At 69.8% G+C, this 26,929-nt stretch carries 27 protein-coding genes; 11 read left to right on the forward strand and 16 right to left on the reverse strand.

Features of this window, described 5'->3' with window-relative positions:
* Positions 1–58: 58 nt before the first annotated feature.
* Positions 59–409, forward strand: a complete 351-nt coding sequence (locus H8B22_RS09235) for a YciI family protein (protein ID WP_187711146.1) — start codon at positions 59–61, stop codon at positions 407–409.
* A 33-nt stretch (positions 410–442) separates the two neighbouring features.
* Here the strand turns inward: H8B22_RS09235 and H8B22_RS09240 are convergent, their stop codons facing one another.
* The gene (locus H8B22_RS09240) at positions 443–937 is read right to left on the reverse strand and encodes an Lrp/AsnC family transcriptional regulator (protein ID WP_187711147.1); all 495 of its coding nucleotides are present in this window, start codon (positions 935–937) and stop codon (positions 443–445) included.
* 169 nt (positions 938–1,106) lie between these two features.
* Here H8B22_RS09240 and H8B22_RS09245 point away from each other — a divergent pair, with 169 nt between their 5' ends.
* From H8B22_RS09245 to rarD, 3 genes are read left to right on the forward strand one after another with little or no spacing between them, the layout of a single operon-like run.
* Positions 1,107–1,625 (forward strand): DinB family protein, encoded by a 519-nt coding sequence (locus tag H8B22_RS09245; protein ID WP_187711148.1) that lies wholly within the window; start codon positions 1,107–1,109, stop codon positions 1,623–1,625.
* 37 nt (positions 1,626–1,662) lie between these two features.
* Entirely contained in the window at positions 1,663–2,598 is a 936-nt protein-coding gene (yedA, locus tag H8B22_RS09250) for a drug/metabolite exporter YedA (RefSeq protein WP_187711149.1), read from the forward strand.
* Positions 2,595–3,533 (forward strand): EamA family transporter RarD, encoded by a 939-nt coding sequence (rarD, locus tag H8B22_RS09255; RefSeq protein WP_187711150.1) that lies wholly within the window; start codon positions 2,595–2,597, stop codon positions 3,531–3,533. Before yedA ends, rarD begins: the two co-directional genes overlap by 4 nt.
* A 202-nt stretch (positions 3,534–3,735) precedes the next feature.
* Here rarD and H8B22_RS09260 read toward each other — a convergent pair whose 3' ends face one another.
* The 3 genes from H8B22_RS09260 to H8B22_RS09270 all read right to left on the reverse strand — a co-directional run bounded on the left by H8B22_RS09260 (position 3,736) and on the right by H8B22_RS09270 (position 7,111).
* Positions 3,736–4,323, reverse strand: a complete 588-nt coding sequence (locus H8B22_RS09260; RefSeq protein ID WP_208456882.1) for a hypothetical protein — start codon at positions 4,321–4,323, stop codon at positions 3,736–3,738.
* A gap of 22 nt (positions 4,324–4,345) precedes the next feature.
* Entirely contained in the window at positions 4,346–6,538 is a 2,193-nt protein-coding gene (locus H8B22_RS09265) for a xanthine dehydrogenase family protein molybdopterin-binding subunit (protein ID WP_187711151.1), read from the reverse strand.
* Positions 6,539–6,646: 108 nt separating this feature from the next.
* Positions 6,647–7,111: a (2Fe-2S)-binding protein gene (locus H8B22_RS09270; protein ID WP_187711152.1), complete on the reverse strand. Its 465-nt coding sequence runs from the start codon at positions 7,109–7,111 to the stop codon at positions 6,647–6,649.
* 132 nt (positions 7,112–7,243) lie between these two features.
* Here H8B22_RS09270 and H8B22_RS09275 point away from each other — a divergent pair, with 132 nt between their 5' ends.
* Positions 7,244–8,236 (forward strand): XdhC family protein, encoded by a 993-nt coding sequence (locus H8B22_RS09275; RefSeq protein ID WP_187711153.1) that lies wholly within the window; start codon positions 7,244–7,246, stop codon positions 8,234–8,236.
* Entirely contained in the window at positions 8,233–8,883 is a 651-nt protein-coding gene (locus tag H8B22_RS09280; protein ID WP_187711154.1) for a nucleotidyltransferase family protein, read from the forward strand. The genes H8B22_RS09275 and H8B22_RS09280 overlap by 4 nt, the downstream gene beginning before the upstream one ends.
* Positions 8,884–8,920: 37 nt before the next feature.
* Here the strand turns inward: H8B22_RS09280 and H8B22_RS09285 are convergent, their stop codons facing one another.
* From H8B22_RS09285 to H8B22_RS09300, 4 genes are all read right to left on the reverse strand, one after another.
* Positions 8,921–10,099, reverse strand: a complete 1,179-nt coding sequence (locus H8B22_RS09285) for an ABC transporter permease (RefSeq protein WP_187711155.1) — start codon at positions 10,097–10,099, stop codon at positions 8,921–8,923.
* A 10-nt stretch (positions 10,100–10,109) separates the two neighbouring features.
* Positions 10,110–11,267, reverse strand: coding sequence for an ABC transporter permease (locus tag H8B22_RS09290; protein WP_187711156.1), 1,158 nt, complete (start codon positions 11,265–11,267; stop codon positions 10,110–10,112).
* A 28-nt stretch (positions 11,268–11,295) separates the two neighbouring features.
* Positions 11,296–11,994 (reverse strand): ABC transporter ATP-binding protein, encoded by a 699-nt coding sequence (locus H8B22_RS09295; RefSeq protein WP_187711157.1) that lies wholly within the window; start codon positions 11,992–11,994, stop codon positions 11,296–11,298.
* Positions 11,995–12,162: 168 nt separating this feature from the next.
* Positions 12,163–13,401: an efflux RND transporter periplasmic adaptor subunit gene (locus H8B22_RS09300; protein WP_187711158.1), complete on the reverse strand. Its 1,239-nt coding sequence runs from the start codon at positions 13,399–13,401 to the stop codon at positions 12,163–12,165.
* Between the two features lie 240 nt (positions 13,402–13,641).
* On the opposite strand from H8B22_RS09300, the gene H8B22_RS09305 reads away from it, so the two are divergent.
* The 4 genes from H8B22_RS09305 to H8B22_RS09320 all read left to right on the forward strand — a co-directional run bounded on the left by H8B22_RS09305 (position 13,642) and on the right by H8B22_RS09320 (position 17,285).
* Positions 13,642–14,568, forward strand: coding sequence for an ABC transporter ATP-binding protein (locus H8B22_RS09305; RefSeq protein WP_187711159.1), 927 nt, complete (start codon positions 13,642–13,644; stop codon positions 14,566–14,568).
* Positions 14,568–15,338: an ABC transporter permease gene (locus H8B22_RS09310; protein WP_187711160.1), complete on the forward strand. Its 771-nt coding sequence runs from the start codon at positions 14,568–14,570 to the stop codon at positions 15,336–15,338. Before H8B22_RS09305 ends, H8B22_RS09310 begins: the two co-directional genes overlap by 1 nt.
* 91 nt (positions 15,339–15,429) lie before the next feature.
* A complete protein-coding gene (locus H8B22_RS09315) occupies positions 15,430–16,629 on the forward strand; it encodes a sensor histidine kinase (protein ID WP_225876178.1) in 1,200 nt (399 codons plus the stop codon).
* A 53-nt stretch (positions 16,630–16,682) separates the two neighbouring features.
* Complete coding sequence (locus H8B22_RS09320; RefSeq protein WP_187711161.1) at positions 16,683–17,285, forward strand: response regulator transcription factor; 603 nt, start codon at positions 16,683–16,685, stop codon at positions 17,283–17,285.
* Positions 17,286–17,362: 77 nt separating this feature from the next.
* Here the strand turns inward: H8B22_RS09320 and H8B22_RS09325 are convergent, their stop codons facing one another.
* The 8 genes from H8B22_RS09325 to H8B22_RS09360 all read right to left on the reverse strand — a co-directional run bounded on the left by H8B22_RS09325 (position 17,363) and on the right by H8B22_RS09360 (position 24,044).
* Positions 17,363–18,739 (reverse strand): leucyl aminopeptidase family protein, encoded by a 1,377-nt coding sequence (locus tag H8B22_RS09325; protein WP_187711162.1) that lies wholly within the window; start codon positions 18,737–18,739, stop codon positions 17,363–17,365.
* On the reverse strand, positions 18,736–19,455 hold the full coding sequence (locus H8B22_RS09330) for an HAD family hydrolase (RefSeq protein ID WP_187711163.1): 720 nt from the start codon (positions 19,453–19,455) through the stop codon (positions 18,736–18,738). Before H8B22_RS09330 ends, H8B22_RS09325 begins: the two co-directional genes overlap by 4 nt.
* Before the next feature lie 153 nt (positions 19,456–19,608).
* Positions 19,609–20,715, reverse strand: coding sequence for an AI-2E family transporter (locus H8B22_RS09335; protein ID WP_187711164.1), 1,107 nt, complete (start codon positions 20,713–20,715; stop codon positions 19,609–19,611).
* A 3-nt stretch (positions 20,716–20,718) separates the two neighbouring features.
* Positions 20,719–21,132, reverse strand: a complete 414-nt coding sequence (locus H8B22_RS09340; protein ID WP_187711165.1) for a hypothetical protein — start codon at positions 21,130–21,132, stop codon at positions 20,719–20,721.
* A 7-nt stretch (positions 21,133–21,139) separates the two neighbouring features.
* Positions 21,140–21,475, reverse strand: a complete 336-nt coding sequence (locus tag H8B22_RS09345; RefSeq protein WP_187711166.1) for a hypothetical protein — start codon at positions 21,473–21,475, stop codon at positions 21,140–21,142.
* Between the two features lie 10 nt (positions 21,476–21,485).
* Positions 21,486–22,067 (reverse strand): phage holin family protein, encoded by a 582-nt coding sequence (locus tag H8B22_RS14860; RefSeq protein WP_225876179.1) that lies wholly within the window; start codon positions 22,065–22,067, stop codon positions 21,486–21,488.
* A 125-nt stretch (positions 22,068–22,192) separates the two neighbouring features.
* A complete protein-coding gene (locus H8B22_RS09355; RefSeq protein WP_187711167.1) occupies positions 22,193–22,555 on the reverse strand; it encodes a hypothetical protein in 363 nt (120 codons plus the stop codon).
* A 43-nt stretch (positions 22,556–22,598) separates the two neighbouring features.
* Entirely contained in the window at positions 22,599–24,044 is a 1,446-nt protein-coding gene (locus H8B22_RS09360) for a Do family serine endopeptidase (protein WP_187711168.1), read from the reverse strand.
* 593 nt (positions 24,045–24,637) lie between these two features.
* Here H8B22_RS09360 and H8B22_RS09365 point away from each other — a divergent pair.
* Positions 24,638–26,791 (forward strand): adenosylcobalamin-dependent ribonucleoside-diphosphate reductase, encoded by a 2,154-nt coding sequence (locus H8B22_RS09365; RefSeq protein WP_187711169.1) that lies wholly within the window; start codon positions 24,638–24,640, stop codon positions 26,789–26,791.
* The last annotated feature ends 138 nt before the right edge of the window (positions 26,792–26,929 follow it).

Raw genomic sequence — 26,929 nt, forward strand, 5'->3', positions numbered from 1 at the left:
CGTCGAGGATGCAAGGGCCGCAGAAAATTCGCCGCGGCCTGAACCCCAGGGAGATGTCATGAAAAAGTTTATGGCGGTGTTCACCGGCTCACCCGACGCGATGGCCCAGTGGCAGGCGTTGGACGAGGCCGAACGCAAGCGGCGCGAAGCCGCCGGCATGCAGGCGTGGAAACAGTGGGCCGAACAGCTGGGCGACCGGATCGTCGACCACGGCGCCCCGTTGGGAAAGACCAAGCGCGTCACCACCGATGGCATCGCGGACACGCGCAACAACCTGGCCGCCTACACGGTCGTGCAGGCCGAATCGCAGGACGCGGCAGCGCGGCTGTTCGAAAACCATCCGCACTTCACGATCTTTCCCGGCGACGGCGTGGAGATCATGGAGTGCCTGCCGATACCGGGGATGTAAGCCGATCCCACTGCCGGGAACGGCACGCGCGCCTCAGCGCTTGCGCCGCCCCGGCGGGCGCGTGGGCAGGGCGAGGCCCTGCTTCACCGCTTCGAACACCATGCGCGTCTCGTAGCGCTTGAGGTTCTCGTCGCCGCCGAACAGGCGCTCGGCGACTTCGCGCGTGTGTGCCAGGCCGGTGGTGGCCAGGACCACGAGATAGTCCCACTCGCCGGCGAGCACGAAGCACTGCTGCACTTCCGGCGCGGCGCGCAGGCGCGCGTACAGGGCGGCGTGATGGCGCGCGGACTCGCGTTCCAGCGCGACCAGTACGGTGGCGAGGGTGACGTTGGCGAGCTGCGCCGGATCGAGCACGGCGACCGTGCGCATCAGCCCGCTGGCGCGGTAACGCTTGATCCGTCGTTGCACCGCGCTGGCGGACAGGCCGACCGCCTCGCCTAGCGTGGTCAGGGTCTGGCCCGCGTCGCGCTGCAGCAGGTCGAGCAGGCGGTGGTCGAATTCGTCCAGCGGCAGCGGTGCGGAGGCCATGCAAAATTTTTGCGCATTGGCGGGTTTATTTTCAAGCGCGATGCTTGGTGCGCCGATACGCTGTCCTGCAACCCGCGTCGTTGTTGCCCATGCTCCCGCTCGAATGGCTGCTGCCTTCGGCGCAAGGCACGGGCGATGGTGCCGACGCGCCCGGCCCGGACCCTAGACGATGAACGACGCGAGCATCGACACCACCCTGCAGGCGCTGGCGGCGTTCCCCGCGCAGCTGGCGGCGCATTACGCGGCGGTTCCGGCCGGCTTCGCGCGCTGGGCGCCGCCGTCGTGGGATGGCGTTCCCAGCGAGCGCTTCACTGCGCTGGAGCAGGTCCTGCACGTACGCGACATCGAGATCGACGGCTACCACGTGCGCTTCCGTCGGACGCTGCACGAGCCGCGGCCCGTGCTGGCGGACATCGACAGCTACGCCCTGGCGGCCGAACGCGGCTATGCCGGCGACGACGACGTGCAGGGCGCGCTGGTGGAATTCCGCGTTGCGCGCACGCATACGATCGAGCTGTTGTCGGCGTTGCATCCTGACGATTGGGCGCGCCCGGCCGAATTCGAAGGCTACGGTCCCGTCACCGTGCGTGGCCTGATGCATTACCTGTGCAGCCACGACCAGCAGCACCTCGCCGGATTGCAATGGCTGCTGGGCCAGATCGCCGCCGCGCATCCTCGACCTCTCTGAAGCACGCCCGCTTCATCCCCCAATCGGTTCCCTCCCCATGAACGCTCTTACCGCAAGCACCTCCCGTTCCGTGCCCACGCTGGCCGTCGCGCTCGCGCTGACGGCGGTGTACCTGATCTGGGGGTCGACCTACCTCGGCATCCGCTTCGCCCTGGAGAGCGGGTTGCCGCCGCTGCTGATGGCGGGCACGCGTTTCATCATCGCCGGCGGGCTCATGTTCGTCGTGCTGCGCCTGCGTGGCGAAGCGACGCCGACGCGCGCGCAATGGCTCAACACCGCGGTGATGGGCGCGCTGTTGCTAGGGCTCGGCAATGGCCTGGTCACCATCGCGCAGCAGTGGGTGTCGTCCGGGCTCGCGGCGGTCGCGGTGGCGTCCGCGCCGCTGTGGATGGCGCTGTTCTCGGCGATGCGCGGGCAGCATCCGAACCGGCTGGAATGGTGCGGGCTTGCAGCCGGTTTCGCCGGCGTGCTGTGGCTCAACGCCGGTGGCACGCTGGGTGGCCAGCCGCAGGGACTGGTCGCGCTGCTGATCGCCGCGGTGGCGTGGTCGTTCGGATCGATCTGGAGTCGCGGCCGTGACCTGCCATCGCCCTTCATGACCGCCGCGGCGCAGATGCTGTGCGGCGGCGTGCTGATGCTGGTGGCCGGTTTCGCGCTCGGTGAGCGCTTCGACGGCTGGCCGGCGGCGAAGGGCGTGCTGTCGGTCGGTTACCTGATCGTGTTCGGTTCGATCATCGGCTTCTCCGCCTACATCTGGCTGCTGCACCACGTGCGGCCTGCGCTCGCAGGCAGTTATGCCTACGTCAATCCCGCCATCGCGGTGGTGCTGGGCGGCTGGCTGGCGAACGAGCACTTCAGCACCTCCGATCTGGGCGCGATGGCCGTGATCCTGGTCGGCGTGGTCGCGATCACGATGGCGAAGGCGCGTGCCAAGCCCGCACCGAAGCCCACCAGCGACGAGTCCACGGCATGAGCGCGCATCCGGAAAACCGCGCGGGCCTGTGGGTCGCGCTCGCCTCGTTCGTGCTGTGGGGGCTGATGCCGCTGTACTGGCACCTGCTCAAGGTGGTGCCGTCGCTGCAGATCGTCGCGCACCGGGTGATCTGGAGCACGCTGCTGGTGGTGGCGTGGCTGCTGTGGAAGCAGGGGCGCGGCTGGTTGCGCGCCGCGCTGGCGCAACCGCGCGCGGCGTGGATGCTCGCGTTGAGCGGCGCGCTGATCGGCTTCAACTGGAGCCTGTACATCTGGGCGGTGAACGCCGGCCACGTGGTCGAGAGCAGCCTGGGCTACTTCATCAATCCGCTGCTGAACGTGGTGCTCGGCGTCGCCTTCCTGCATGAACGCCTGCGTCGCGCGCAGTGGATCGCGGTGGCGTTGGCGACCGCCGGGGTGATCTGGCTGACCGTGCAGTTCGGCCAGCCGCCGTGGATCGCGATCTGCCTGGCGTTGTCGTTCGCGCTGTACGGCCTACTGCGCAAGCTGGTGGCGATCGACGCGGTGGGCGGGCTCGGTGTGGAGAGCGTGTACCTGTTCCTGCCCGCGCTGGCGGTGATGGTGTGGGGCGAGGCGCAGGGTGCGGGCGGCTTCCTGCCGCTGGGCGGCGCGCCGGGCTGGGGCCTCGGCGTCGACCTGCTGCTGGTCTTCGGCGGCGCGCTGACCGCGTTGCCGCTGATCGGCTTCGCCTTCGCCGTGCGGCGCGTGCCGCTGTCGGTGGTCGGCCTGCTGCAGTACATCGCGCCGACGTTGCAGTTCCTGACCGGGGTGTTCGTGTTCCACGAAGCCTTCGATCGCGACCGGCTGATCGGCTTCGTCTTCATCTGGATCGGGCTGGCGATCTTCGCGATCGACGGTGCGTTGCGGGCGCGGCGTACGGGCGTGACGCCGGTGGCTGCCGCAAGTGAGGCCTGAATGATCTCCCTCTCCCCGCAGGCGGGGAGAGGGTGCCCGCAGGGCGGGTGAGGGGAGGCGAGCGCAGCGAGTTGCGGTTGCTTTGCGCTGTGGGTTTTTCAGCATCGGGGAGTCGAAGCAGCTCGCTGCGCTCGCCCCCTCATCTGCCCTGCGGGCATCTTCTCCCCGCAGGCGGGGAGAAGAGAAAACAGCCGCGGTCACCTCACGCGTCCGGGCACGGCCCGCCCGCATCCACCCAGGTCTTGAACGCCGCGACGAGTTCGGCGTGTGGCATCGGCACCGGGGTGCGTTTGCCGCCCGGCTCCCAGCCCCACAGCACCAGCTTGTCCTCGCTGACGTGCTTGAGCAGTGCGGGCAGGTCGCGGTTCCCGTTGCGCTTGCGGTCCTTGATCATCGCGCAGGTGTCCTTCGGCGACAGGCCGATCCACGCCATCTTGTGGCTCGGTGGTGGCAGGCCCCAGTGCGGCGCGCCGGGTGGTGCATGCGGGCCGTAGCTGGCCGGCGAATTCCTGTCGCCGTGGCAACTCGCGCAGGGCAGGCCCGCGGCGCCATGGCCTTCCGGTCCGCGCACTATGCCCATCGGGTGCGGCACGCCGACGTCGGTCACCAGCGGCGAATTGCCGGGGATGTGGCAGTTGGCGCAGCGCGGGTGCTGGAACACCGCATGCACCGTGGCGAACGCGGCCTTGCCGGCCTGTTGCCGTTCCGGCGCGGCCTGGGTATCGCAGCCGGCGAGGGCGAGCACGGCGCACAGCATGGCCGCGATGTGCAGCACGGATGGGGTCGGCATCTGGATTCGCATGGCATGCACCTCAGGCCCGTGCCGACGCGTCGGCCGGCAGTTGCAGCGGCAGTTCGCGCAGGCGTTGCCCGGTCAGCACGAACACGGCATTGGCGACCGCGGGCGCGATCGGCGGCACGCCGGTCTCGCCGACGCCGCCGGATTTCTCCGTGCTCGGCACGATGTGCACCTCGACCGCCGGCATCTCGTGCAGGCGCAGCACCGCATAGTCGTGGAAGTTGGACTGCTGCACGCGGCCGTTGCGGAAACTGAGCTGGCTGTGCAGCACTGCGCCGAGGCCGAAGGCGATGCCGGATTCCATCTGTGCGCGGATGCCTTCCGGATTCACCGCGACGCCGCAGTCGATCGCGCACACCACGCGATGCACGTGGATCGCGCGCGATCGTCCCGCGGATTGTTCCAGCGATACTTCGGCCACCTGCGCGACGTAGCTGCCGAAGGATTCGTGCACGGCGATGCCGCGGGCGCGGCCTTTCTTCAGCGGCTTGCCCCAGCCGGCTTTTTCGGCGGCGAGGTTGAGCACGCCGAGGTGACGCGGGTGCTTCTGCAGCAGTTCGCGCCGGTAGGCGAGCGGGTCCTGCTTCGCCGCGTGCGCGAGTTCGTCGATCAGGCTTTCCATCACGAAGCCGGTGTGGCTGTGCCCGACCGAGCGCCACCACAGCACCGGCACCGGCGTGCGCGGCGAATGCAGGTCGACCCGATGGTCGGGGACCTCCTTCAGGTACGGCGAATCGGCGACGCCTTCGACCGAAGTCGCGTCGACGCCGTTCTTCACCATCACCGCTTCGAACGGTGAGCCGGCAGTGATCGATTGCCCGGCGATGCCGTGTTGCCAGGCGACCGGCATGCCCTTCGCGTCGACGCCGATGCGCGCGTCGTGCACGTAGGCAGGGCGGTAGTAGCCGCCGCGGATGTCGTCCTCGCGCGACCACACTGTTTTCACCGGCGCGCCCGCGGCCTTGGCGACGTGCACCGCTTCGGTGACGAAGTCCGACGTCGGCGTCGCGCGCCGGCCGAAGCCGCCGCCGAGGAAGGTGGTGTGGATCTGCACCTGCTCGGGCTTGAGGCCGAGGATCTTCGCGGCGACCTGCTGGTCCATCGTCTGGAACTGCGTGCCGGTCCAGATCTCGCACGCGCCCTTGCCGGCCTTCACCGTGCAGTTGAGCGGTTCCATCGGCGCGTGCGCGAGGTAGGGCACGGCGTAGATCGCGTTCAGTGTCCGCGTCGCCTTGGGCAATGCACTGGCGACATCGCCGGCCTGCGCGGCGCTGGCGCCGGCGGTCGCGGCGAGCCGCGCGAGTTCGGCGTGCATCGCCGCGCTGTCCAGCATCGCGCCCTCGCCCAGCTCCCAGTCGACCTGCAACGCATCGCGGCCGAGCTTGGCGGCCCAGTAATGGTCGGCGACGACGGCCACGCCGCTGGGCACCTGCACGACCTTGCGCACGCCATCGATCTTCAGCGCTGCGGCTGCGTCGAACGATTTCACCTTCGCGCCGAACACTGGCCCGCGCGCCACCACCGCGGTGAGCAGCCCGGGGAACTGCACGTCCATGCCGAACTGCGCACGGCCGGTGATCTTCTCCGGCGAGTCCAGGCGCTTGGTCGCCTTGCCGATGAGTTTCCAGTCCTTCGCGTCCTTGAGCTTCAGCGAGGCAGGGTCGGGCGCCGTGAGCTTGCCGGCGTCGTCGGCGAGGTCGCCGTAGCGCACGCGGTGCGTGCCGGCGATCACTTCGCCGTTCTCGGTGTGCACCTGCTCCAGCGGCACGTCGAAGCGCGTTGCCGCGGCCTGCATGAGCCTCTGTCGCGCCGCCGCGCCGGCCTGGCGGTAGCGGTCGAATTCGGACCAGGTCGAGGTCGAGCCGCCGGTCATCTGCATGCCGAACGCGGTGTGCGCATAGGCCGCTGCGGCCGGCGCGTGTTCGACGCGGATCTTGGACCAGTCCGCATCGAGTTCCTCGGCGATCAGCATCGGCAACGCGGTCCAGATGCCCTGGCCCATTTCCGAGTGCGCGATCAGCACAGTGACGGTGTCGTCGTTGCCCACGCGCAGGAACGCGTTGGGCACGAAGGCCGCGCTCGCGACAGCATCGCCGAGGGCGAGCCGGCGCGCGCCGGGGATGACGAAGGCGACCACGAGGCCGCCGCCGATCACGGCGCCGGCCTTGAGGAAGTTGCGACGGGAAAGCTTGGTGATTGCGTTCACGGGAATGCTCCGTAGAACCTTCGATACCGGCGTTGCCGAGGCCGTTACGACAAAGCGCCGCTGCTCCCTGCCGCAGCCCGCAGGCGCGGCGTCAGCGGTGACGCCGCTTTAAGTCTCTCGCGGGCCGGCGATTTCAGCCGCGCGATGCACCGCGGCGCGGATGCGCGGATAGGTGCCGCAGCGGCAGATGTTGCCGGACATCGCCTGGTCGATATCGGTATCGCTGGGGTTGGGCAGCTTCGCCAGCAGCGCGGCGGCGGCCATCACCTGGCCGGACTGGCAGTAACCGCACTGCACGACGTCCAGTTCCGTCCACGCACGCTGCACCGGGTGGTCGCCGGCTTTCGACAGGCCTTCGATCGTCGTGACCTGCTTGCCGACCACGCTTTCGGCGGGCGTGACGCAGGCGCGCCGCGGGACGCCGTCCACGTGCACGGTGCAGGCACCGCACTGCGCGACGCCGCAGCCGAACTTGGTGCCGGTCATGCCGAGCAGGTCGCGCAGCACCCAGAGCAGCGGCATCTCCGGTGGCGCGGCCACCTCGTGCTCGGTGCCATTGACGTGCAGCTTCATGGCGCGCTCCCTCAAGTCGGGAAGGCCGAGCCTACTCCTGCACCGGCGCGCATGCACGGCGGGGCGCAGCAGCGCCGGCCGCCGGCGCGGGCATAGACTGCGCAGGTCGCCAGCGCTCCGGGCCTGCATCGCATGGACATCGAGGTTGCCGTCACCCGTTCGCCGCCCGGTGGCCCGCGCGCCGTGCTGGAAGCGTCCGCGCTCGCGGCCGAACGCGACGAAGCCGCGGTGCTGGCGCTGGTGGTGGCGACCGAGGGTTCGACCTATGTCCGTTCCGGCACGATGGCCTTGTTCGGCGGCGAATCGGGCCAGGTCGGCTGGCTCAGCGGCGGCTGCCTGGAGCCGGAGATCGAACGCCGCGCGCAGCGAGCGGCGGCGGCCGGGGGCATGGACTGGCTGGATATCGACACCCGCGACGACGAGGACCTGTTTTCCGGCTCGGCCCTGGGCTGCCGCGGTCGCCTGCGCCTGGCCTTGCTGCCGTTGCGGTCAATGCCCCGATGGGGGGAGCTGGTCCAGGCCTGGCTTCGCGCCGAAGCGCCGCTGTGCATCGCGATTTCCGCTGCAGGCGAACTGCGCGCGCACGCGGGCGCGCTGGAGCAGCAATGGCAGCTCGCGCCGCTGTCGGCAGGCGATGTGGGGAGCGGTCCGTGGTCCGTGGACATCGCGGCGCCGCCCACGGTCGCGATCTTCGGCGCCGGCCCGGAAACGCCGGCGTTGCTGCCGGCACTGCGCACCCTCGGCTGGATGGTCACGCTGGTCGAACAACGCCCGCGCTGGGCGCCGCTGGCCGCGACCGCCGACACGGCGATCGAACGCGCGCCGCAGGCGGCAATCGCCGCGCTGGCGAATGCACGCTGCGATGCCGCACTGGTGATGCACCACCACTTCGAACTCGATCGCGAAGCGCTGGCCGCGCTCGCCGACACCGGCATCGGCTTCATCGGCCTGCTCGGGCCACCGCGGCGTCGCGACGACCTGTTCCGCGTGCTGCCGCCGGCGGCGTGCGTCGCGCTGGCACCGCGGCTGCATGCGCCGGTCGGCCTCAACCTCGGCGGGCACGGTCCCGAAGCCATCGCGCTCAGCATCGCCGCGCAGCTGCACGCGTACCGCCACGCGCCATGAGCGACGGCGCTGCGGCGAGCGCTCACGCGGCCATCGTGCTGGCCGCCGGCGGCAGTCGCCGGCTCGGCCATCCGAAGCAGCTGCTGACCCGCGGTGGCGAGGCGCTGGTGCACCGCGCGGTGCGGCTTGCCGTCGCCTCCGGTGCCACGCGCGTCGTGGCGGTCCTTGGCTGCGGGCATGCACGCGTCGCGCAGGCCATCGCCGACCTGGATGTGGAGGTCCACGTCAACGCGCATTGGGAGCAGGGACTCGCCGGCAGCCTGCAACTGGCTGCGCATGCCTTGCAGGAGCACGCATCTTCGAGCATCGCTGCGATGGCGCCCGTCGCTCGCGTGCTGATCCTCGGCTGCGACCAGCCCGCGCTGGAAGCCGCGCACCTGCAGCAACTGCTGTCGGGCTCGGCCGTTGCGGCTTCCGGTTGCGCCGCCACGGTGCACGGCGAGCGGCTGGGTTCGCCGGCCGCGGTGCCGGTCGCCTGGTTGCAGTCGATGCAGGACCTGCAGGGCGATCGCGGCTTCGGCGCCCACCTCAACGCGTTCGCGCCGGACAGGGTCTGGCGCCTGCATGCACCGGAGCTGCAACTGGATATCGACACGCCCGAAAACGAACAGGCCGCGATTGCGCGCGGCCTGCTCGATGGTGCCTAGCGCCCTCTCCCGTACGCGGAAGAGGGTGGGAGAGCGGTCAGGCCGCCCGCAACGCCGTGGTCACCGGCATCCGCGCCGCGCGCCACGCCGGCAGCAGGCCGCCGAAGAAGCCGATCACCAGCGCGATCACCAGGCCGGTGACCACCAGCGGCGGCGTGACCTTGAACGCGAACACCACCTGGGTGAAGTTCTCGCCCAGCGTCGACACCGAGAAGTTGTTGAACAGCAGGTAGGCGATCACCGCACCGAGCGCGCCGCCGACGAAGGCCAGCACCAGCGATTCGATCATCACCGAGACCAGTACCGGGAAGCCGCCGAAGCCGATCGCGCGCAGCGTGGCGATTTCCTTGGCGCGCGTCGCCACCGCCGCGTACATGGTGTTGAGCGCGGCGAAGATCGCGCCCAGCGCCATGATGAAAGTGACCACGCCGGCGAGGAACCCGATCTGCTTGCGGAAGTTCTTGGTCTGCCCGCTGAAGTACTCCTGCTGGTTCTTCACGTCGACGGACAGGCGCGGATCGGTCTTCAGCGTGTCCTGCAGCGTCTTCAACCCGTTGGCGCCGTCCAGCCCGACCAGCACCGAGCTGTAGCCGCCGCGGTTGAACGTGGTCTGCGCGACTTCGGCATCGGTCCACAGCTCGCTGTCGTAGGCGTCGCCCGATTCGAAGATGCCGACCACGGTCCAGTCCGAGCCGCGCATGCGCAGGGTCTTGCCCAGTTCCGCGCCCTGGAACTGGCGGGTGACGCCGCGGCCGACGATCAGCTCGCGCAGGCCGGTGCGGAACTGGCGGCCGGCGACGATCTTCAGCTGCGGGCGCAACGCGAACGCATTGGGCTCGACGCCGCGCACGGTGATGTTGGCACCGTTCTTCTCGTCGCCCTGGCGGACCAGCTCGGCGATCACGATCATCTCGCCCGAAGCCAGCGGCTTGCCGTCGGCGCCCCTGCGGATGCCCGCGGCCTGCTTGATCAGCGTGGCCGAATCGCGGCTCAGGCCCGAGTTGAGCTCGGCGTCGGAACCGCCGCGCAGGATGATCGCGTTGTCGGTGCTGCCGGTGGCGGCCAGTGTCTTCTCGAAGCCGGTGGCCATGGCGAGCAGGGCGGTGAACACGGCGACCACGCCGGCCAGGCCGACGACGATGACCAGTGAGGACGCCCAGCGCTCCGGAATGCTCTTGAGGTTGAGGCCGGTGATGGCGGTGATTTGACTCAGCATGGTGTGCTCCTCAGCGTCCGGCCAATGCGTCGACGATCTTCAGGCGGCGTGCGCGCAGCGCCGGCAGCAGGCCCACGGCCAGGCTCATCAGCACGATCGCGATGAGGCCTGTCGTCCACACCCAGCCGTTCACGCTCAGCGCGAACTGCCCGCCGGTGCCCTTGGAGATCAGGGCGCCGAACAATGTCGCGATCGACATGCCGACCACGCCGCCGAACAGGCACAGCGCCACGGCTTCGGCCAGCACGAAGCCGAGCACGCTGCCGTCGGAGAAGCCCAGCGTCTTCAGCACCGCCAGCTCGGGGATGCGTTCGCGCACGCTTTGCGCCATGGTGTTGCCCACCACCAGCAGCAGGGTGAAGAACACCGCGAACAGGATCCATCGCACGATCATGCCGATGTCGCCGATCTGCTTGATGAAGCCGACGTTGAAGTCCTTCTCCGTCTGCGTCTTGGTCTCGTCCGGCGAGTTCTCGAACATCTTGTCGACGGTCGCGCTGATCTTCGCGCCGTCGGCGCCCGGAGCGAGCTTGAGCATGAAGAAATTGGTGCGGCCGCTGCTGAACTGGTTGGCCTCGTCGAAGTAGTAGTGGCTGATGAAGACGGTGTTGGTCTGCTTCTGCCAGTTCTCGTCGCTGCCGTCGTAGATGCCGACCAGGTCGAAGGCCCAGGCCTTGCTGCCGTTCTTCTGCGGGTAGATGTTGGAACGGATCGGGATCTTCTGCCCGATCTTCCAGCCGTACTGGTTGGCGACGTTGCGGCCCGCGATCATCGCGGTGCGGGTGTTGGCGAACGCCTTCCACTGCGCGTCGGGCATCACCCATTCCGGGTACACCTCGTGCTGGCGCACCGGGTCGACGGCGAACACGAACAACGGGGTGTTCTCCTGCCAGACGCCGCCGAACCACTGCATGTGCGCGACGCGCGCCACGCCGGGCACCGCTTCCAGCTTGGGCTGCATGCTCAGCGGGATGGGCTGGGTGAACGACACCCGCGCCTGCGTCACCAGGCGGGTCGCGCCGATGAAGTCGGCGCCGGCGTCGAAGATGTGGTTCACCGACTGCAACAGCCCGAACAGCAGGAAGGCCATGATCACCGACAGCAGGGTCAGGATCGTGCGAGTCTTCTTGCGGAACAGGTTGGCGATGACGAATCCGGTCTTGGTCATGGGCTGATCCTCCGGGAGGCGCTGCGCATCACGCGCCCACGCTCTGTTCGGCCAGGCGGCCCTTGTCGAGATGCAGGGTGCGGTTGGCGTACCCGGCGGCGAGCGGGTCGTGGGTGACCATCACGATGGTCTTGCCGTGCTCGCGGTTGAGCGTCTGCAGCAACTTGAGGATCTCGTCCGCGGTGGCGCGGTCGAGGTCGCCGGTCGGTTCGTCGCAGACCAGCAGGTGCGGGTCCGAGACGATCGCGCGCGCGATCGCCACGCGCTGTTCCTGGCCGCCGGAGAGTTCGCGCGGCTTGTGCTTGGCGCGGTCCGCCAGGCCCACCACCTGCAGCGCGATGTCCACAGACTTCCTGCGCTGCGCGGAGGACAGCTTGGTCAGCAGCAGCGGCAGCTCGACGTTGCCTTCCGCGGTGAGCACCGGCATCAGGTTGTAGAACTGGAATACGAAGCCGACGTTGTGGCTGCGCCAATGCGCGAGCTGGCCGCCCTTGAGCTGGTCGATGCGCTGGCCGTCGACGCTGATCTCGCCGGAGCTGGGCGTGTCCAGGCCGCCGATCAGGTTGAGCAGGGTGGTCTTGCCCGAGCCGGACGGGCCCATCAGCGCGACGAAATCGCCGCGCGGCACGTCGATGCTGAGGCCATGCAGCACTTCCACCTTCTGCTTGCCGCGCTCGTACGACTTGGTGACGTTGCGGATGCGGATCATCGCGTCGTGATTGCTCATGTCGTTCATTGCCTGCCCTCGTCTTGGCTATTGCCGGTCATTCCCGCGCAGGCGGGAATCCATGGACTTTGTGCCTTCGCCATCATTGGAATGCCTCCGAACGGAGGCAACGTCCCAAATCCCCGCCTGCACGGGGATGTCGGGCAATGGCGCGCTCCCGCTGGAAAATCATTTCGCTTCCGCGACCTCGACGTCGGCGCCGTCCTGCAAGGACGCCGGCGCCTCGGTGATAACGCGCTCGCCCGCGCTCACCCCGGCCAGCACCTGGCGGCTGTCGCCGATGTTGCCGCCGAGCTTCACCGCGCGGCGCTCGGCCTTGCCCTCGCGCAGGACGAAGACCACGTCCTGGTCGCCGTCCCTGCGCAGCGCGCCGGCCGGTACCAGTGCGCGCGGCGCGGCCGTGGCCGCCGCGGCAGCCTTCTGGTCCTGCTCCAGGAACGACACGCGCACGCCCATGTCGGGCACGATGCGCGCGTCTTTCGCCTTCAGCGCGATGCGCACCTTCACCGTGGCCTTGGCGCGGTCGGCGGTGGGAATGATCGCGATCACCTCGGCGGGGATGCGCCAGTCGGGATAGGCGTTGAGCACCGCTTCCACCGGCATCTTCGGTTGCACGCGGCCGATGTAGGCCTCGGCGACGTCGACTTCGACCTCCAGCGAGTCCATGTCGACGATGGTGCCGATGCCGGTGCGGGTGAAACCGCCGCCGGCCGACAGCGGCGAGACGATCTCGCCCGGCTGCGCGGCCTTGGCGATCACGATGCCGGCGAACGGCGCACGCACGATCGTGTTGTCCACGCCCTGCGCGGCGATGCGCAGGCCACTGCCGGCGACCTGCGCGTTGCGCTGCGCGGTTTGCAGGCGCGCGCGCAGCGCATCGCGCTGGGCAATGGCGACATCGAACTGCGCCTTCGACACCAGCTGCTGCTGCGCCAGGCCGCTGAGGCGGCTCGCGTTGGCTTCGGCTTCCTTCAACTGCGCCTGCACCGCCGCAATCTCGCTGCGCGTGGCGGCAAGCTGCGACGCGGCCAGTTCGCGCTGTGCATCGGCATCGATCGGATCGAGCGTCGCCATCACCTGGCCGGCCTCGACGCGCTGGCCTTCCTCGATCAGCACCTCGCGCACCTTGCCGGTGATCTTCGCCGACACCGTGGCCATGCGCCGGGCCACGACATAGCCGGTGGCATCGAGCACCGAGGCGCTGCCGCCGCCGCTGTCGGCGCTGGTGACATCGGCGGTCTTCACTTCGATCGCATCGTCGCCGCCGAACACGGCCCAGCCGAGCAGGGCCAGCGCGAGTACCGCGCCACCCACGCCGAGGCCGATCCACAGGCCGGTGCGCGCGGGTGCCGGCGGCGGCGCGCTGCGGTCGATACGGAGTTCCTTGAGCAATTCGGAGTTGTTCATCGACGTCCAGGACGATGCGGGAGGAGGGAGTGTGGCCCGCGGCCGCACCCGTGCGAGGGGCCAAAAGTCACTTCGTGGGCCATGCCGCTGGCGCCACGGCCTGCGCAGCCTATGCGAACCCGGCCGCCGCGGTCACCTGATGCCTGTCATGTGTTCCGGGTGACGGCTGCGACTGATCGCGCCGGGCCGGCGTGCGGAACATGCCTGCCATCGGGGTCTATCCCTGCATGGAGCGAGACGATGAATGGCGAACACACGGTGCTGGCGCGGCTGGACCGCGTCCGCAAGGCCTACGGCAAGGTCGAGGCGCTGGCCGGCGTCGACCTCAAGGTGCGCGGTGGGCAGCTGCTCGCGCTGCTCGGCCCCAACGGCGCGGGCAAGAGCACCGCGATCGGCATGCTGCTCGGCCTGGACACGGTCGATGCCGGCACGGTCGCGCTGTTCGGCGCGCCGCCGCATGACATGACCGTGCGCCGCCGCGTCGGCGTGATGCTGCAGAGCGCGGGCATCCCCGACACGCTCAAAATCGTGGAGCTGCTGGAACTGACCCGCAGCTACTACGCGCAGCCGCGCAGCCTCGCCGACTGCGTGGCGCTGGCCGGCCTCGACGGCCTGCTCGAGCGCCGCTACGGCCGCCTGTCCGGCGGCCAGCAGCGCCGCGTGCAATTCGCACTGGCGGTGTGCGGACGCCCGCAGCTGTTGTTCCTCGATGAACCGACCACCGGCCTCGACATCGAGGCGCGGCGGATGCTGTGGCGTGCGATCCGCGAACTGGTCGCCGAGGGCTGCGGCGTGCTGTTGACCACGCACTACCTGGAAGAAGCCGAGGCGCTGGCGGACCGCGTCGCCGTGCTCGACCGCGGCCGCCTGGTCGCCGAGGGCACGGTCGACGAACTGCGCAACCACCTGGTGCAGCGGCGCATCCGCTGCCTCAGCGCGTTGCCGGCCGAAGTCGTCGCGGGCTGGCCGCACGTGCTCGACGCGCGTCGCGACGGCGCGCGACTGGAGATCGTCAGTGATGCCGCCGAGCCGGTGGTGCGGCGCCTGCTCGCCGACGACGCCGCGCTGTCCGGACTGGAAGTGCAACGCGCCGGCCTCGCCGAGGCGTTCCTCGAATTGACCCGTGGCGTATCAGGGGCAGAGCCCCACACCCAGGAGGCCGCGTGATGAACACCATGTCCCTCACCGCATCCGTCGCGCATTCGAGCTGGCGCAGCTACTGGCTGGAGGCGAAGTTCGAGTTCCTGCGCCTGCTGCGCACGCCGATGTTCGCGGTCCCGACGCTGCTGTTCCCGACATTGTTCTACGTGCTGTTCGGCGTGCTGCTGGGCGGGCGCAAGGGCGGCGCCGGCGCCGCCGAGTACCTGCTGGCCACCTACGGCGTTTTCGGGGTGATGGGCGCGGCGCTGTTCGGCTTCGGTGTCAGCGTGGCGATCGAGCGCGAGAACGGCTACCTCGTGCTCAAGCGCGTGCTGCCGATGCCGCGCGGCGCCTACCTGCTGGCGAAGATGGCGATGGCGATGCTGTTCGCCGCAATCATTTCGACGCTGCTGGCCGTGATCGCCGCGACCCTGGCCGGCGTGTCGCTGGCGCCGGCGCAATGGGCGCTGCTGCTGGTGGTCGATGTGATCGGCGCGCTGCCGTTCTGCGCGATGGGCCTGTACGTCGGCAGCCTGGTCAGCGGCAACGGCGCGCCGGCGGTGGTCAACATCGCCTACCTGCCGATGGCGTTCCTGTCCGGGCTGTGGATGCCGCTGCAGGTGCTGCCGCCGGTGTTCACCAAACTCGCGCCGGTGTGGCCGTCGTGGCACCTGGGCCAGCTCGCGCTGAAGGTGGTGGGCCGCGATGCGGGCGCCCCGGTGCTGACGCACCTGGCGGTGCTGGCGGGGATCACCGTGGCGCTCTTCCTGCTCTCGCGGCGCCGGCTGGCGCGTTGAGCGCGCCTTTGCGCGCTGATCGCACGCCTTTCGTACCGGGCGCCGTCGGACTACCCTCGTTGCCGACGCGCCACGCCGAAGGAGACGCGCCATGCCAGGAACACTGATGACTTCGCTGCTGCAGCTGCGCGCGCGCCTGATCCCGGAAGAGCGTTGCCTGGGCTGGACGCCGTTCTACCTGCTCGGCTACCTGGTGTTCCTGTTCCTGCCGCTGGTGCTGGGCTGGCTCGGTGAAACCCACCAGACCTTCGGCCACATGGCGCTGCCGCTGTGGCCGACCTTGCTGTCGATTCCGGTGTTCCTGCCGCTGTATTTCGCCGGCTACCGCAACGTGGGCGCGAAGGCGGTGGCGTGCATGCTGGCGATTGCCGCGCTCGGCTACGCGCTGTTCCCGTTCAACCCGTTCGCCAATACCTACCTGGTCTATGCCGTGGGCTTCGCCGCCACGATCGGTGGCCCGCTGTGGCGGCGGATCGGCTGGATGGCGCTGCTGCTGGGCGGATTGCTCGTCGAGATCCTGCTGCTGCGCTACCCGGTGTTCGTGTTCCTGATCACGGTGATCGTTGCGGTCGCGGCGTTCTTCGGCAACCACCACTTCCTCGAGAGCCAGCGCAAGCGCGCGCAGCTGCAGCTCTCGCACGACGAGGTCCGGCGCCTGGCCGCACTGGCCGAGCGCGAGCGCATCGGCCGCGACCTGCACGACCTGCTCGGCCACACGCTGTCGCTGGTGGCGCTGAAGTCGGAACTGGCCGGCAAGCTGGTCGAGCGCGATCCGCAGGCCGCGCGCCGCGAGCTCGCCGAAGTCACCCGCGTCGCCCGCGATGCGTTGAGCCAAGTGCGCAGCGCGGTGACCGGCATCCGCGCCGCCGGCGTCGCCTCCGAACTCGCGTCGGCGCGGTTGCTGCTGGAATCCGACGGCATCACGTTCCGCTACGAACTCGCGCCGGTGGCGTCGCCGCCTGCGGTGGAGACGGTGCTGGCGATGACCCTGCGCGAGGCGGTGACCAACATCCAGCGCCATGCGCGTGCCCGCAACGCGCGTGCGCAACTGTGCACGGAAGGCGAGTGCGCGGTGCTGCGGATCGAGGACGACGGCCACGGCGGCGCGATCGCGCCCGGCAACGGCCTGTCCGGCATGCGCGAGCGCATCGAAGCGCTGGGCGGCCGCCTGCGCGTGGAATCCACGCCCGGGCGGGGCACCTGCATCCAGGCGCAGGTGCCGCTGCGCCAGCCGGGCACCAGTGACGCCGATGCCGACGCCGGAGCGCTGCAGCCGCCCGCCGCGGCCTGAGCGCGCACGCGCGGTGCTAACGTGCGCGCACCGCCGCAACGGAACGTGAGTCGATGATCGGAGTGGTGCTGGCCGAAGACCAGGCGATGGTGCTGGGCGCGCTGTCGGCCCTGCTCAAGCTCGAATCCGACATCGACGTACTCGGCACCGCCGCCGACGGCGAGAGCGCATGGCGCGAACTGCAACGCCTGCAGCCGGACGTGCTGGTCACCGACATCGAGATGCCGGGCCTGACCGGGCTGGAGCTGGCGCAGCGGGTGCAGCGCCACGGCATGGCGACGAAAGTCATCATCGTCACCACTTTCGCCCGTGCCGGCTTCCTGCGCCGCGCGCTGGACGCGGGCGCCTGCGGCTACCTGCTCAAGGATGCGCCGGCCGAGCAGCTGGCCGAGGCGATCCGCCAGGTGCACCGCGGCGGCCGCGCGATCGATCCGCAACTGGCGCTGGATGCGTGGGGCGAGGCCGATCCGCTCAACGATCGCGAACGCCAGGTGCTGCGCCTGGCCGGTGAGGGCCTCACCGCGGGCGAGATCGCCGCGCAGCTGCACCTGTCGCAGGGCACGGTGCGCAATTACCTGTCCGAATCGATCGGCAAGCTCGGCGTCGGCAACCGCATCGAGGCGTATCGGCTGGCGCGGCAGAAGGGGTGGTTGTAGTTCGATGCGCTTCGCGCGCCCCTCATCCGGCGCTGCGCGCCACCTTCTCCCCGCAGTGCGGGGAGAAGAAAGAAACATCAAGCGCCCGCGTACGCCTGCAGCATCGCGTACGCCGCGCGCAGTCCCTGCGCCTCGCCGCCGGTGGGCTTGCCCGGGCGGTCGCTGTCGTTCCATGCGTACACGTCCAGGTGCGCCCACTTCTGCTGCGCGGGCACGAAGCGTTCCAGGTACAACGCCGCGGTGATGCTGCCGGCCATGCGCGACGGGCCGCCGTTGGCGATGTCGGCGACGTTGCTGGTGAGGTAGCGCCAGTACGGGCGCCACAGCGGCATGCGCCACAGCGGGTCGCGCAGGCGCGCGCCGGCCTCGAGCCACGCGCCCGCCACGGCGTCGTCGTTGGCGTACACCGCCGGCAGGTCCGGGCCCAGCGCGATGCGCGCGGCGCCGGTCAGGGTGGCGAAGTCGAGCAGCAGTTCCGGCTTGTCCTCGGCGGCGCGGACCAGCGCATCGCACAGCACGACGCGGCCTTCGGCATCGGTGTTGTCGATCTCGACGCTGAGGCCGGCGCGCGTGGCGATGACCTCGCCGGGGCGGAAGGCGTCCGGGCCGATCGCGTTCTCCACCGCCGGCACGAACAGGCTGATCCGCAGCGGCAGTTCGCGCGCCATGATCCATTCGGCCAGGGCGATCGCGTGCGCGGCGCCGCCCATGTCCTTCTTCATATTGCGCATGCCGTCGGCAGGCTTGAGGTCGAGGCCGCCGGTGTCGAAGCACACGCCCTTGCCGCAGATCGCGACGTGCGGGTGCGCGGCATCGCCCCAGCGCAGCGTGATCAGCCGCGGCGCACGGTGCGAGGCGCGGCCGACGGCGTGGATCGCCGGGTAGTTCTGCCGCAGCAGATCGTCGCCGCTGACCACGTCGATGTGCGCGCCGAAACGTTCGGCCAGTTCGCAGCACACCTGTTCGAGCTGGTCCGGGCCCATGTGCTCGGTCGGCGTGTTGACCAGGTCGCGCACGCGCAGGCAGGCGGCCAGTTCGGCGAGCACGGCGTCGACATCGCCTTCGATCGCCAGCGTGGCCGGCGCGCGCAGCGGCTGCTTGTAGCGGGTGAAGCGGTAGCTGCCCAGGCCCCAGCCCAACTGCAGCGCCGCGGTCTCGGCGGCGTCGAGCGGATCGACCAGGCGCCAGCTGCGCGCGGGCAGCGCGTACGGAGCGTGGCCGTAGGCCGCGGGATCGAGCCGGTCGCCGACGCCGATCACCGCCGCGGCGATGCGGCCGTCGCTGTCGGGTACCACCAGCGCGCTGTACGCGCTGCCGTCGAACCCCTGCGCGTCGAGCCAGGTGCCGACCGCGGCCGGTTGCGCGCCGCGCCATTCGGCGTAGTCCGCGCGCGTGACCACGTGCAGCGGCAGGGCATCGGTGGAGTCGAGGGTAAGGCCAGCGGGGAGGGTCATGCGGCGACGTCTTCGTGGGCGGAATGGAGCGCATCCAGCCAGTCGGCCAGTGCGGTGAGCGAAGCGAAATGCAGGTCGGGGCGCACGTCGGCGTGCGGCCACTCGAGGTTGTCGCGGTTGAGCCAGCACGTGCGCAGGCCCGCGCGCGCGGCGCCGACGACGTCCATCTCGATATCGTCGCCCACGTGCAGCACCTGCGCCGGCGCTGCGCCCAGGCGCTCGCAGGCGGCGAGGAAGATGCTCGCGTCGGGCTTGGGCGCACCGTGCTCGCGCGCGCCGAGCTGGAAGGCGAAATGGTCGTGCACGCCGATCCGCGCGAGGTCGGCATTGCCGTTGCTCAGCGCCGCCAGCGGCACGCGCGCGGCGAGGCGCTGCAGGGCGTCGAGCGCGTCGGGGTAGAACTCCACGCGGTTGCGCTCGGCGAAGAACGCCTCGAAGGCCGCCTCGACGTGCACCGGATCGTCGCCGGCCAGGCGCATGGCGCGGTCCAGGGTCATCCGGCGCATCGCGCTGAAGTCGTGGACCAGCTGCGGGTGGGCGGCGTTGAGTTCGTCGCGCAGTTCGCGCATGCGTTCGATCGGGAACCGCGCGGCGGTGCGCGGGCAGTTCGCTTCGAGCCAGTCGTGCAGGACCCGTTCGACCCGCGCCCCGATCGGCGCGAACGGCCACAGGGTGTCGTCGAGGTCGAGGGTGATGGCGCGGACGGGAAAGATCACCCGGGCATTGTAGCGGCGTGGGCGGGCCGGCCCTTAAGAAGGCGTTAGGGCGGGGCGGCGAGGGTCGCGCGTGCGGGCATGAACAGCCGCTTGTTTGCCGTTATTGCCCGCCCGCGTGGCATTGGATGGGCCATCGCGTCCTTCTGCCGCGAGTTACTCCAGCAGCCGCGCCCAGCCGTCCATGCCCTCGGTGCGCTCCAGCACCAGCTTGACGCACACCAGCAGCGGCACCGCCAGCAGCAGGCCGGTGATGCCCCACAGCGCGCCGAACACCATCAGGCCCAGGATCAGCACCAGCGGCGACAACCGCATGCGCCGGCCGAGCACGATCGGGGTGACGATCTGGCCTTCCAGCGTGTGCAGCGCCAGGTACAGGCCGGCCGGCGCGAGCGCGGTGAGGCCGTCGAACTCGGTGAGCCCGATCAGCAGCATCACCGCGATGCCGACCAGCGGGCCGACGTACGGCGCGTAGTTGAGCAGCGCCGCCATCGTGCCCCACAGCAGTGCTTCGGGCAGCGGCAGGCCGAGCAGGTTCAGCGCGATCGCGAACACCAGGCCGACGACGACGTTGATCAGGCTGATCGTCAGCACGTAGCGGGACAGTTCCATCTCGATCGATTGCAGGATCTCGACCGTGAGCTTCTTCTGCTGGCGGCTGTGCAGCAGGGCGATCGCGTTGCGTTGCAGGTTCTCGCCGTAGACCATGAAGAAGAACGTCAGCAGCACCACCGCCAGGATCGACGCGAGCAGGCGCGGCGTGGTGGTCAAGGCGCGATAGGGATCGTTGACCTCGGTGCGCACCACCTGCACCGGCTTGGATTCGCCGCCGGCCGCGCGCGCGAAGCTTTCCGCGGCGCGGTTGGCGTCCTGCATCGGCTTGACCATCTCGCGCAGCTTCGGCGCGAGCGCCTTGAGTTCGCGCGGTGCCTGCCGCACCCATTCGCCGGCCGGCTCCACCAGCTGGTTGCCCAGCGCGCCGGCGAGGACCAGCCCGCCCACCAGCACCAGCAGCGCGGCGGCGAAGCGCGGCAGCCACAACCGCTGCAACACGCGGATGATCGGATTGCCGATCAAGGCGAAGAACATCGACAGCAGTACCGGCAGGATCAGTTCCTGCGCCGCCCACAGCACCGTGCCCACCGCGATGGTCGCGATCACCAGTGCCGCCACGGAGGAGCGCGGGCGCGGGGTGTTGGATTCGGGGGGAATCGGATCCGGAACGATGTCGGATGCGCTGGAATCGGATGCAGGGAGCGGCACGGATCAGGGTCCGGTTGGAGGATGGGGCGCGGCTTGCGCTGGAGCGTGCACCGGTGCCGCCGCGGGCGCCACCGTCTCGGCGACGGCTTCGGCCGCGCCGGCGGCACGCGCCGATGTTTCCGCCGCGGCTTCGGCCTCTTCGGCCGCGACCTGCGCGCTGCCACCGGCGAACAGCCCGGACAGCATCGTCACCAGCTGCATCCATTGCCCGCTGCGTGCCGCCGCGCGCAGCGGCTGCGCGCGGCCGACGAGGAAGCCGCTCGCCAGGCCGGCGATGATCACGCGGCCAGGGGTCCACGCCGCGCGCCAGGTCGTCTTCAGGTGGTCCCATTCGTGCGACACGCGGCGTTCGCGCGCCTCGAGCGCGGCTTCGGCCTGTTGCACCTTGGCGAGCAGTTGCTTGAAGCCCATGGTCATCCGCGGGTCATGCCGGGCCGAAATCGGCGCTGGGCGAGGTCGCCATGTCCTCGTACAGGCCGAACACGTTGTCGTCGTCCACGCCGGGGTCGCCCAGCGCGTACAACGTGCCGAACACGGCCTCGTAGGCGGTGAGGTGCAGCACCGTGCACAGGTCCTGCGGCGACACGCCCGCGGCCAGCATGCGCTCGATCGCCGGCCCGGCGGCGCCGAATCCGCTGTCCGGCGCGCGCCGGCAGTTGTCGACCACGTTCTGCAGCCGCGCCGGTTCGCGCAGCGGATTGATCACCGCCTGCCAGAGGTGTTCGACCAGTGCTTCGCGGGTGCCCACGCCATGTCCCATCACCTGCTCCTCAGTCCGCACCCGGCGGCGTCACGTCGACGCCGAGGCCCTTCTTCATCGGCGCGCCGTCGGTGGCCGCGGCCACGCGCGCGGCCGCGTCCTGGGTGGATTCGGGCGAATCCGGGTCGGGCATCAGGTCGGCGAGTTCGCCGATCCCCAGCCGCGCCAGTTGCCGCCGTGTCGCCTGCAGGCGCGTGTGTTCGAAGTAGTGCATCGCCCGCCACGCGCCGAACGCGGTCACCGCGATGCTGAGCAGCGCGCACACCGCCAGCGACAGCGTCCACGACCAGTCCAGCGCGTCGTGCAGCACCGCGGTCAGCGCGGCCATCAGCAGCATCCACGCCGAGCCGCCGAACGCCACCGCCACGCCGGTGAAGGCCAGCGCGCGGCCGAATGCACTGCGCGCCAGCGAGAGGTCGGCGGCGACCAGGATGCGCAGCGCCTTGGCCGCGTCGGAGGCCGCCTTCAGCCCGCTGCGTCCGGCCGCGCCGATGTCGCGCAGCGATTCGGCCAGGTCGGGCGATGGCGGAGGCGTGGCGCCCGGCTTGTCGGGCCCGGGCGGGTTCGTGTCGTCGCGGCGCGGTTCGTCCATCGCGGTCCAACCGGGTCGGGCGGTGGGCGGAGAGTAGCCCGGGCAAGCGCGGCCTGCGCGAGGAAGGTTCCCGACAACGATCCTGGCAGCGGGTCGACGGCCTCGCCCGGGCTACATGCGAAGGCTCAGCGGTCGCCGCCGCGCGCGAGCTTGGCGATGATCCAGCCCGCGGCGAAGGCGACGCCGAACGAGGCCAGCGGGCGCTCGCGGATCAGTTCCGCGGCGCTGTCGATCAGGTCGCGGCCCTTGTCCATCAGCGCGTCCATCTGTTCGCGCGCGGCGCCGCCGGCCTGCTCGGCGGCGCTCAGGCCCGCGTAGGCGCCGTCGGCCAGGTCCGCCTTGACGTTGGCCTTGCCCAGGCGCAGTTCGTCGGCGGCGGCGCCCGCGGCACTGCGCAGCGCGTCGCCGGTGTCGGTCGCGGCCTGGCGCAGGTGGCTGCCGGCTTCGCCGAGGTGGGCCTTCATGCCATCGGTGCTGGTGGGGGACATGCTCGTTCTCCTCGGATAGGGCGAAGGTGCCGCGGCGGTCGGGTCACTGCATCTCGATTTCGCCGCGGCCGCCACCACGGACCACGCGGAACACCAACCTTGCCGGGGCGCGTGTGAAGCTGGCGCGGAAGCCGGGCAGGTCGTCGAAGTCGCCGCTGGTCGCGGCCACCACCACGTCGCCCTTGGCCAGGCCGTTGCGCGCGGCGCGGCTGCCGCGGGCGACGCTCTCGACCAGCACGCCGCCGGCGCCTGACTGGCGCAGCGAGGCGGGCAGTTCGGCGAAGGTGGCGCCTTCCAGGCGCGGGTCGAGTTCGGCGCCGGCCAACGCGCGCGGCTGCTCGCGCAGGCTGGCGGTGAGCTTGAGCGGCTTGCCGTCGCGGACCACGTCCAGCTCGACCCGGCTGCCCACGGCCTGCAGGCCTTCGAAGTTGCGCAGCGCGTTGCGGTCGTCGACGTGCTGACCGTTGGCGCCGACGATCACGTCGCCGGCCTTCAGCCCCGCGGCGGCCGCGGCGGAGCCGGCGAACACGCGCGTGACCGCGGCGCCGCGCGGCTCGCTCAGGCCCAGGCCGGCGGCGATGCGCGGGTCCACGTCCTGGCTTTCCACGCCCAGGGTGCCGCGGCGCACCTCGCCGGTCGCGACCAGCTGGTCCATCACGCCGCGGGCGAGGCTGGTGGGGATCGCGAAGCCCAGGCCGATGTTGCCCGCCATCGAGCCGCGCGGATTGAAGCTGGCGGTGTTGATGCCGATCAGTTCGCCGTTGAGGTTGACCAGCGCGCCGCCGGAGTTGCCCGGGTTGATCGAGGCATCGGTCTGGATGAAGTTCTGGTAGCCCAACCCGCGCAGGCCGCTGCGGCCCACCGCCGAGACGATGCCGGAGGTGACCGTCTGGCCGATGCCGAACGGATTGCCCACCGCGACCACGAAGTCGCCCACCTTCAGCTGGCTGGAATCGGCCAGCGGCAACGCGCTGAGGTTGCTGGCCTTGATCCGCATCACCGCGATGTCGGTGTCCGGATCGGAGCCGATGAACTCGGCGGTGAAGGTGCGCTCGTCGGCCAGCGTCACCGAGACCTCATCGGCGCCTTCGATCACGTGGTGGTTGGTGAGGATCAGGCCGCGCGCCGCGTCGACGATGACGCCCGAACCCAGCGACTCGTTGATCCGCTCCTGGGTGAGCTGCGGGAACATGCGGCGGAACATCGGATCGTTGGCAAACGGCCCCACCGCCACGCGCACGCGCTGCTTGGTGTGGACGCTGACCACCGCGGGCGTCACCCGCGCCAGCATCGGCGCGAGCGAAGGCAGCGGCGTGGTGCCGACCGCGGCCGGCAGCGCGGCGACGGCGGGCGTGGCCGGGACGACGGCCGCGGGGGCCGCTTCCACGGGCGCGTCGAACAGGTCGCGCATCGCGGTTGCGGCGAAGCCGCCGAACGCGGCGGCGGCAGTCAGGGCGAGCAGGGTCTTGTGGGCGTTCGACAGGCGCATGGTGTCGGTCGGGAGAGGGGATTAGGGAGGGTCACGGCGCGACCGGCGATTCCGAGCGGTCGCGGACGCCCCAAGTGTCGGCGCAGTCCGCCGAACCGTCCATGAAGTTTCGCACCGCAGCAGTGCCCGCGGCGCCACGCGGAACGCAAGTTGCGGGCCAAGCCGCGTCATTGCTGGGCCTGCGCGATGTGGCCCTGCGAAGCGGTGGGAATTCACAAAAAACAAGTTGACTTGGTGGAGAGGCGGCATTAGGTTTGGGCCTCGTCCGGCCACTACATCTTGTGGTTGGCCAGACGGGAGGGGCCCAAGCTTAGGGGTAGGCTTGGTTGGTCAGGACTACGGCCGGTAGACGCAGGGGAGCGGCGTCCGGCAGGAGCAGACCGGGTCGGCAGACGGCCCGAAGACCCACGAAAACACAACAGCCGCAGCAGCGCGACGCGATCCGGATCCCGCACCACGGGAACACCTCAGGGCATCGATCGCGCGCCAGGCCGTCGGCGTCGTGGGGTGATGTGACGAGCAACACACAACCATAAGAACAACATGGGCGGCCGGTGCCATTCCGGTCCCCGATTCAAGGAGACAGGACAGGCATGAGCACGGTGCGCCTCGAGGCAGTCAAGACCCCCATGGCCGAGCAGGAAATTCCGATGCAGCCGGCGTCCCAGGACATCTGGGACAAGAAGTACCGGCTGAAGACCAAGTCCGGCGCTGCCGTGGACGCCGACATCGACGCCACCTACCAGCGCGTCGCCAAGGCCCTGGCCGAGGCCGAGCCGAACTCCGAGAAGCAGGCCTACTGGTACGAGCGCTTCGTCTGGGCGCTGCGCCGCGGGGCGATCCCGGCCGGCCGCATCACCTCGAACGCCGGTGCGCTGGAGCACAAGCCCGCCACCTCGACGATCAACTGCACCGTGTCCGGCACCATCGAGGACTCGATGGACGGCATCCTCGAGAAGGTCCACGAAGCGGGCCTGACCCTGAAGGCCGGCTGCGGCATCGGCTACGAGTTCTCGACGCTGCGTCCGCGCGGCGCGTTCGTCGCCGGTGCCGGCGCGTACACCTCCGGCCCGATGTCCTTCATGGATATCTACGACAAGATGTGCTTCACCGTGTCGTCGGCCGGTGGCCGCCGCGGCGCGCAGATGGGCACGTTCGACGTGTCGCACCCGGACGTGAAGGACTTCATCCGCGCCAAGCGCGAAGACGGGCGCCTGCGCCAGTTCAACCTGAGCTTGCTGATCACCGACGGCTTCATGGACGCGGTGAACCTTGATGCCGACTGGCCGCTGGTGTTCCCGGTCAACGAGAAGGAACAGGGCGACATCGACCTGGCCGACGCCGAGCAGGTGGTCTGGCGCGACTGGCCGACCCACCGCAACTACATCGTCCGCGACGACGGCCTGGTCGCCTGCAAGATCTACGGCCACATCCGCGCGCGGCACCTGTGGGACATGATCATGGTCTCGACGTACGACTACGCCGAGCCGGGCTTCATCCTGATCGACCGCGTCAACGAGATGAACAACAACTGGTGGTGCGAGTCGATCCGCGCGACCAACCCCTGCGGCGAGCAGCCGCTGCCGCCGTACGGCGCCTGCCTGCTGGGCTCGGTGAACCTCACCAAGTTCGTGCGCGACCCGTTCACCGACAAGGCCGCCTTCGACTGGGAGGAATACAAGGAAGTCGTGCGCGTGTTCACCCGCATGCTCGACAACGTGGTCGAAGTGAACGGCCTGCCGCTGGAGCAGCAGCGCAACGAGATCATGCGCAAGCGCCGCCACGGCATGGGCTTCCTCGGCCTGGGTTCGACCGTGACCATGCTGAAGATGAAGTACGGCTCCAAGGAGTCGTGCGACTTCACCGACCGCATCGCCCGCGACATGGCCGTGGCCGGCTGGGAAATGGGCCTGTCGCTGGCCAAGGAAAAGGGCGCCGCCCCGATCATGGACGAGCGCTTTGCCGTGACCGCCGAGATGCTGCGCAAGCGTCCGGAAATGGTGAAGGACGGCTGGAAGATCGGCCAGGAAATCGAAGGCAAGACCCTGCACGCGCGCTACAGCCGCTACATGCAGCGCATCGCCTCGGTCGCCCCGGAACTGGTGGACGAGCTCGCCGAAGTCGGCGCCCGCTTCACCCACCACAGCTCGATCGCCCCGACCGGCACCATCTCGCTGTCGCTGGCCAACAATGCCTCCAACGGCATCGAGCCGTCGTTCGCGCACCACTACAGCCGCAACGTGATCCGCGAAGGCAAGAAGACCAAGGAAAAGGTCGACGTCTATTCCTACGAGCTGCTCGCCTACCGCGAGCTGGTCAACGCCAAGGCGATGCCGTTCAGCGAGGAAGCCGAGGCCAAGCTGCCCGACTACTTCATCTCCGCCGACGACATCACCCCGAAGGAACACGTCGACGTCCAGGCCGCCGCGCAGAAGTGGGTCGACTCCTCGATCTCCAAGACCGCGAACGTCCCCACGGACTACCCGTACGAGGACTTCAAGGACATCTACCGCTACGCCCACCAGCAGGGCCTGAAGGGCTGCACCACCTTCCGCTTCAACCCGGCCGCCTTCCAGGGCGTGCTGGTGAAGGAAGCCGACCTGGAGAACACCACCTACCGCTTCGAGCTCGAAGACGGCAGCGTGATCGAGGTCAAGGGCAACGAGCAGATCGAATACGACGGCGAGATGCACACCGCCGCCAACCTGTTCGACGCGCTCAAGGAAGGCTATTACGGCAAGTTCTGACGCCTTGCTTCCCTTCTCCCCGCTAGCGGGGAGAAGGTCGAGGCGAGCGACAGCTCGCTGAGGGAAGGGCGGATGAGGGGCGAGCGCCGCAGGCGCGAGCGAAGCGCCCGGCACAACAACCCGCCGCAGGTATAGGAT

Source organism: Lysobacter terrestris, from assembly GCF_014489475.1.
Lineage (GTDB): Bacteria > Pseudomonadota > Gammaproteobacteria > Xanthomonadales > Xanthomonadaceae > Agrilutibacter > Agrilutibacter terrestris.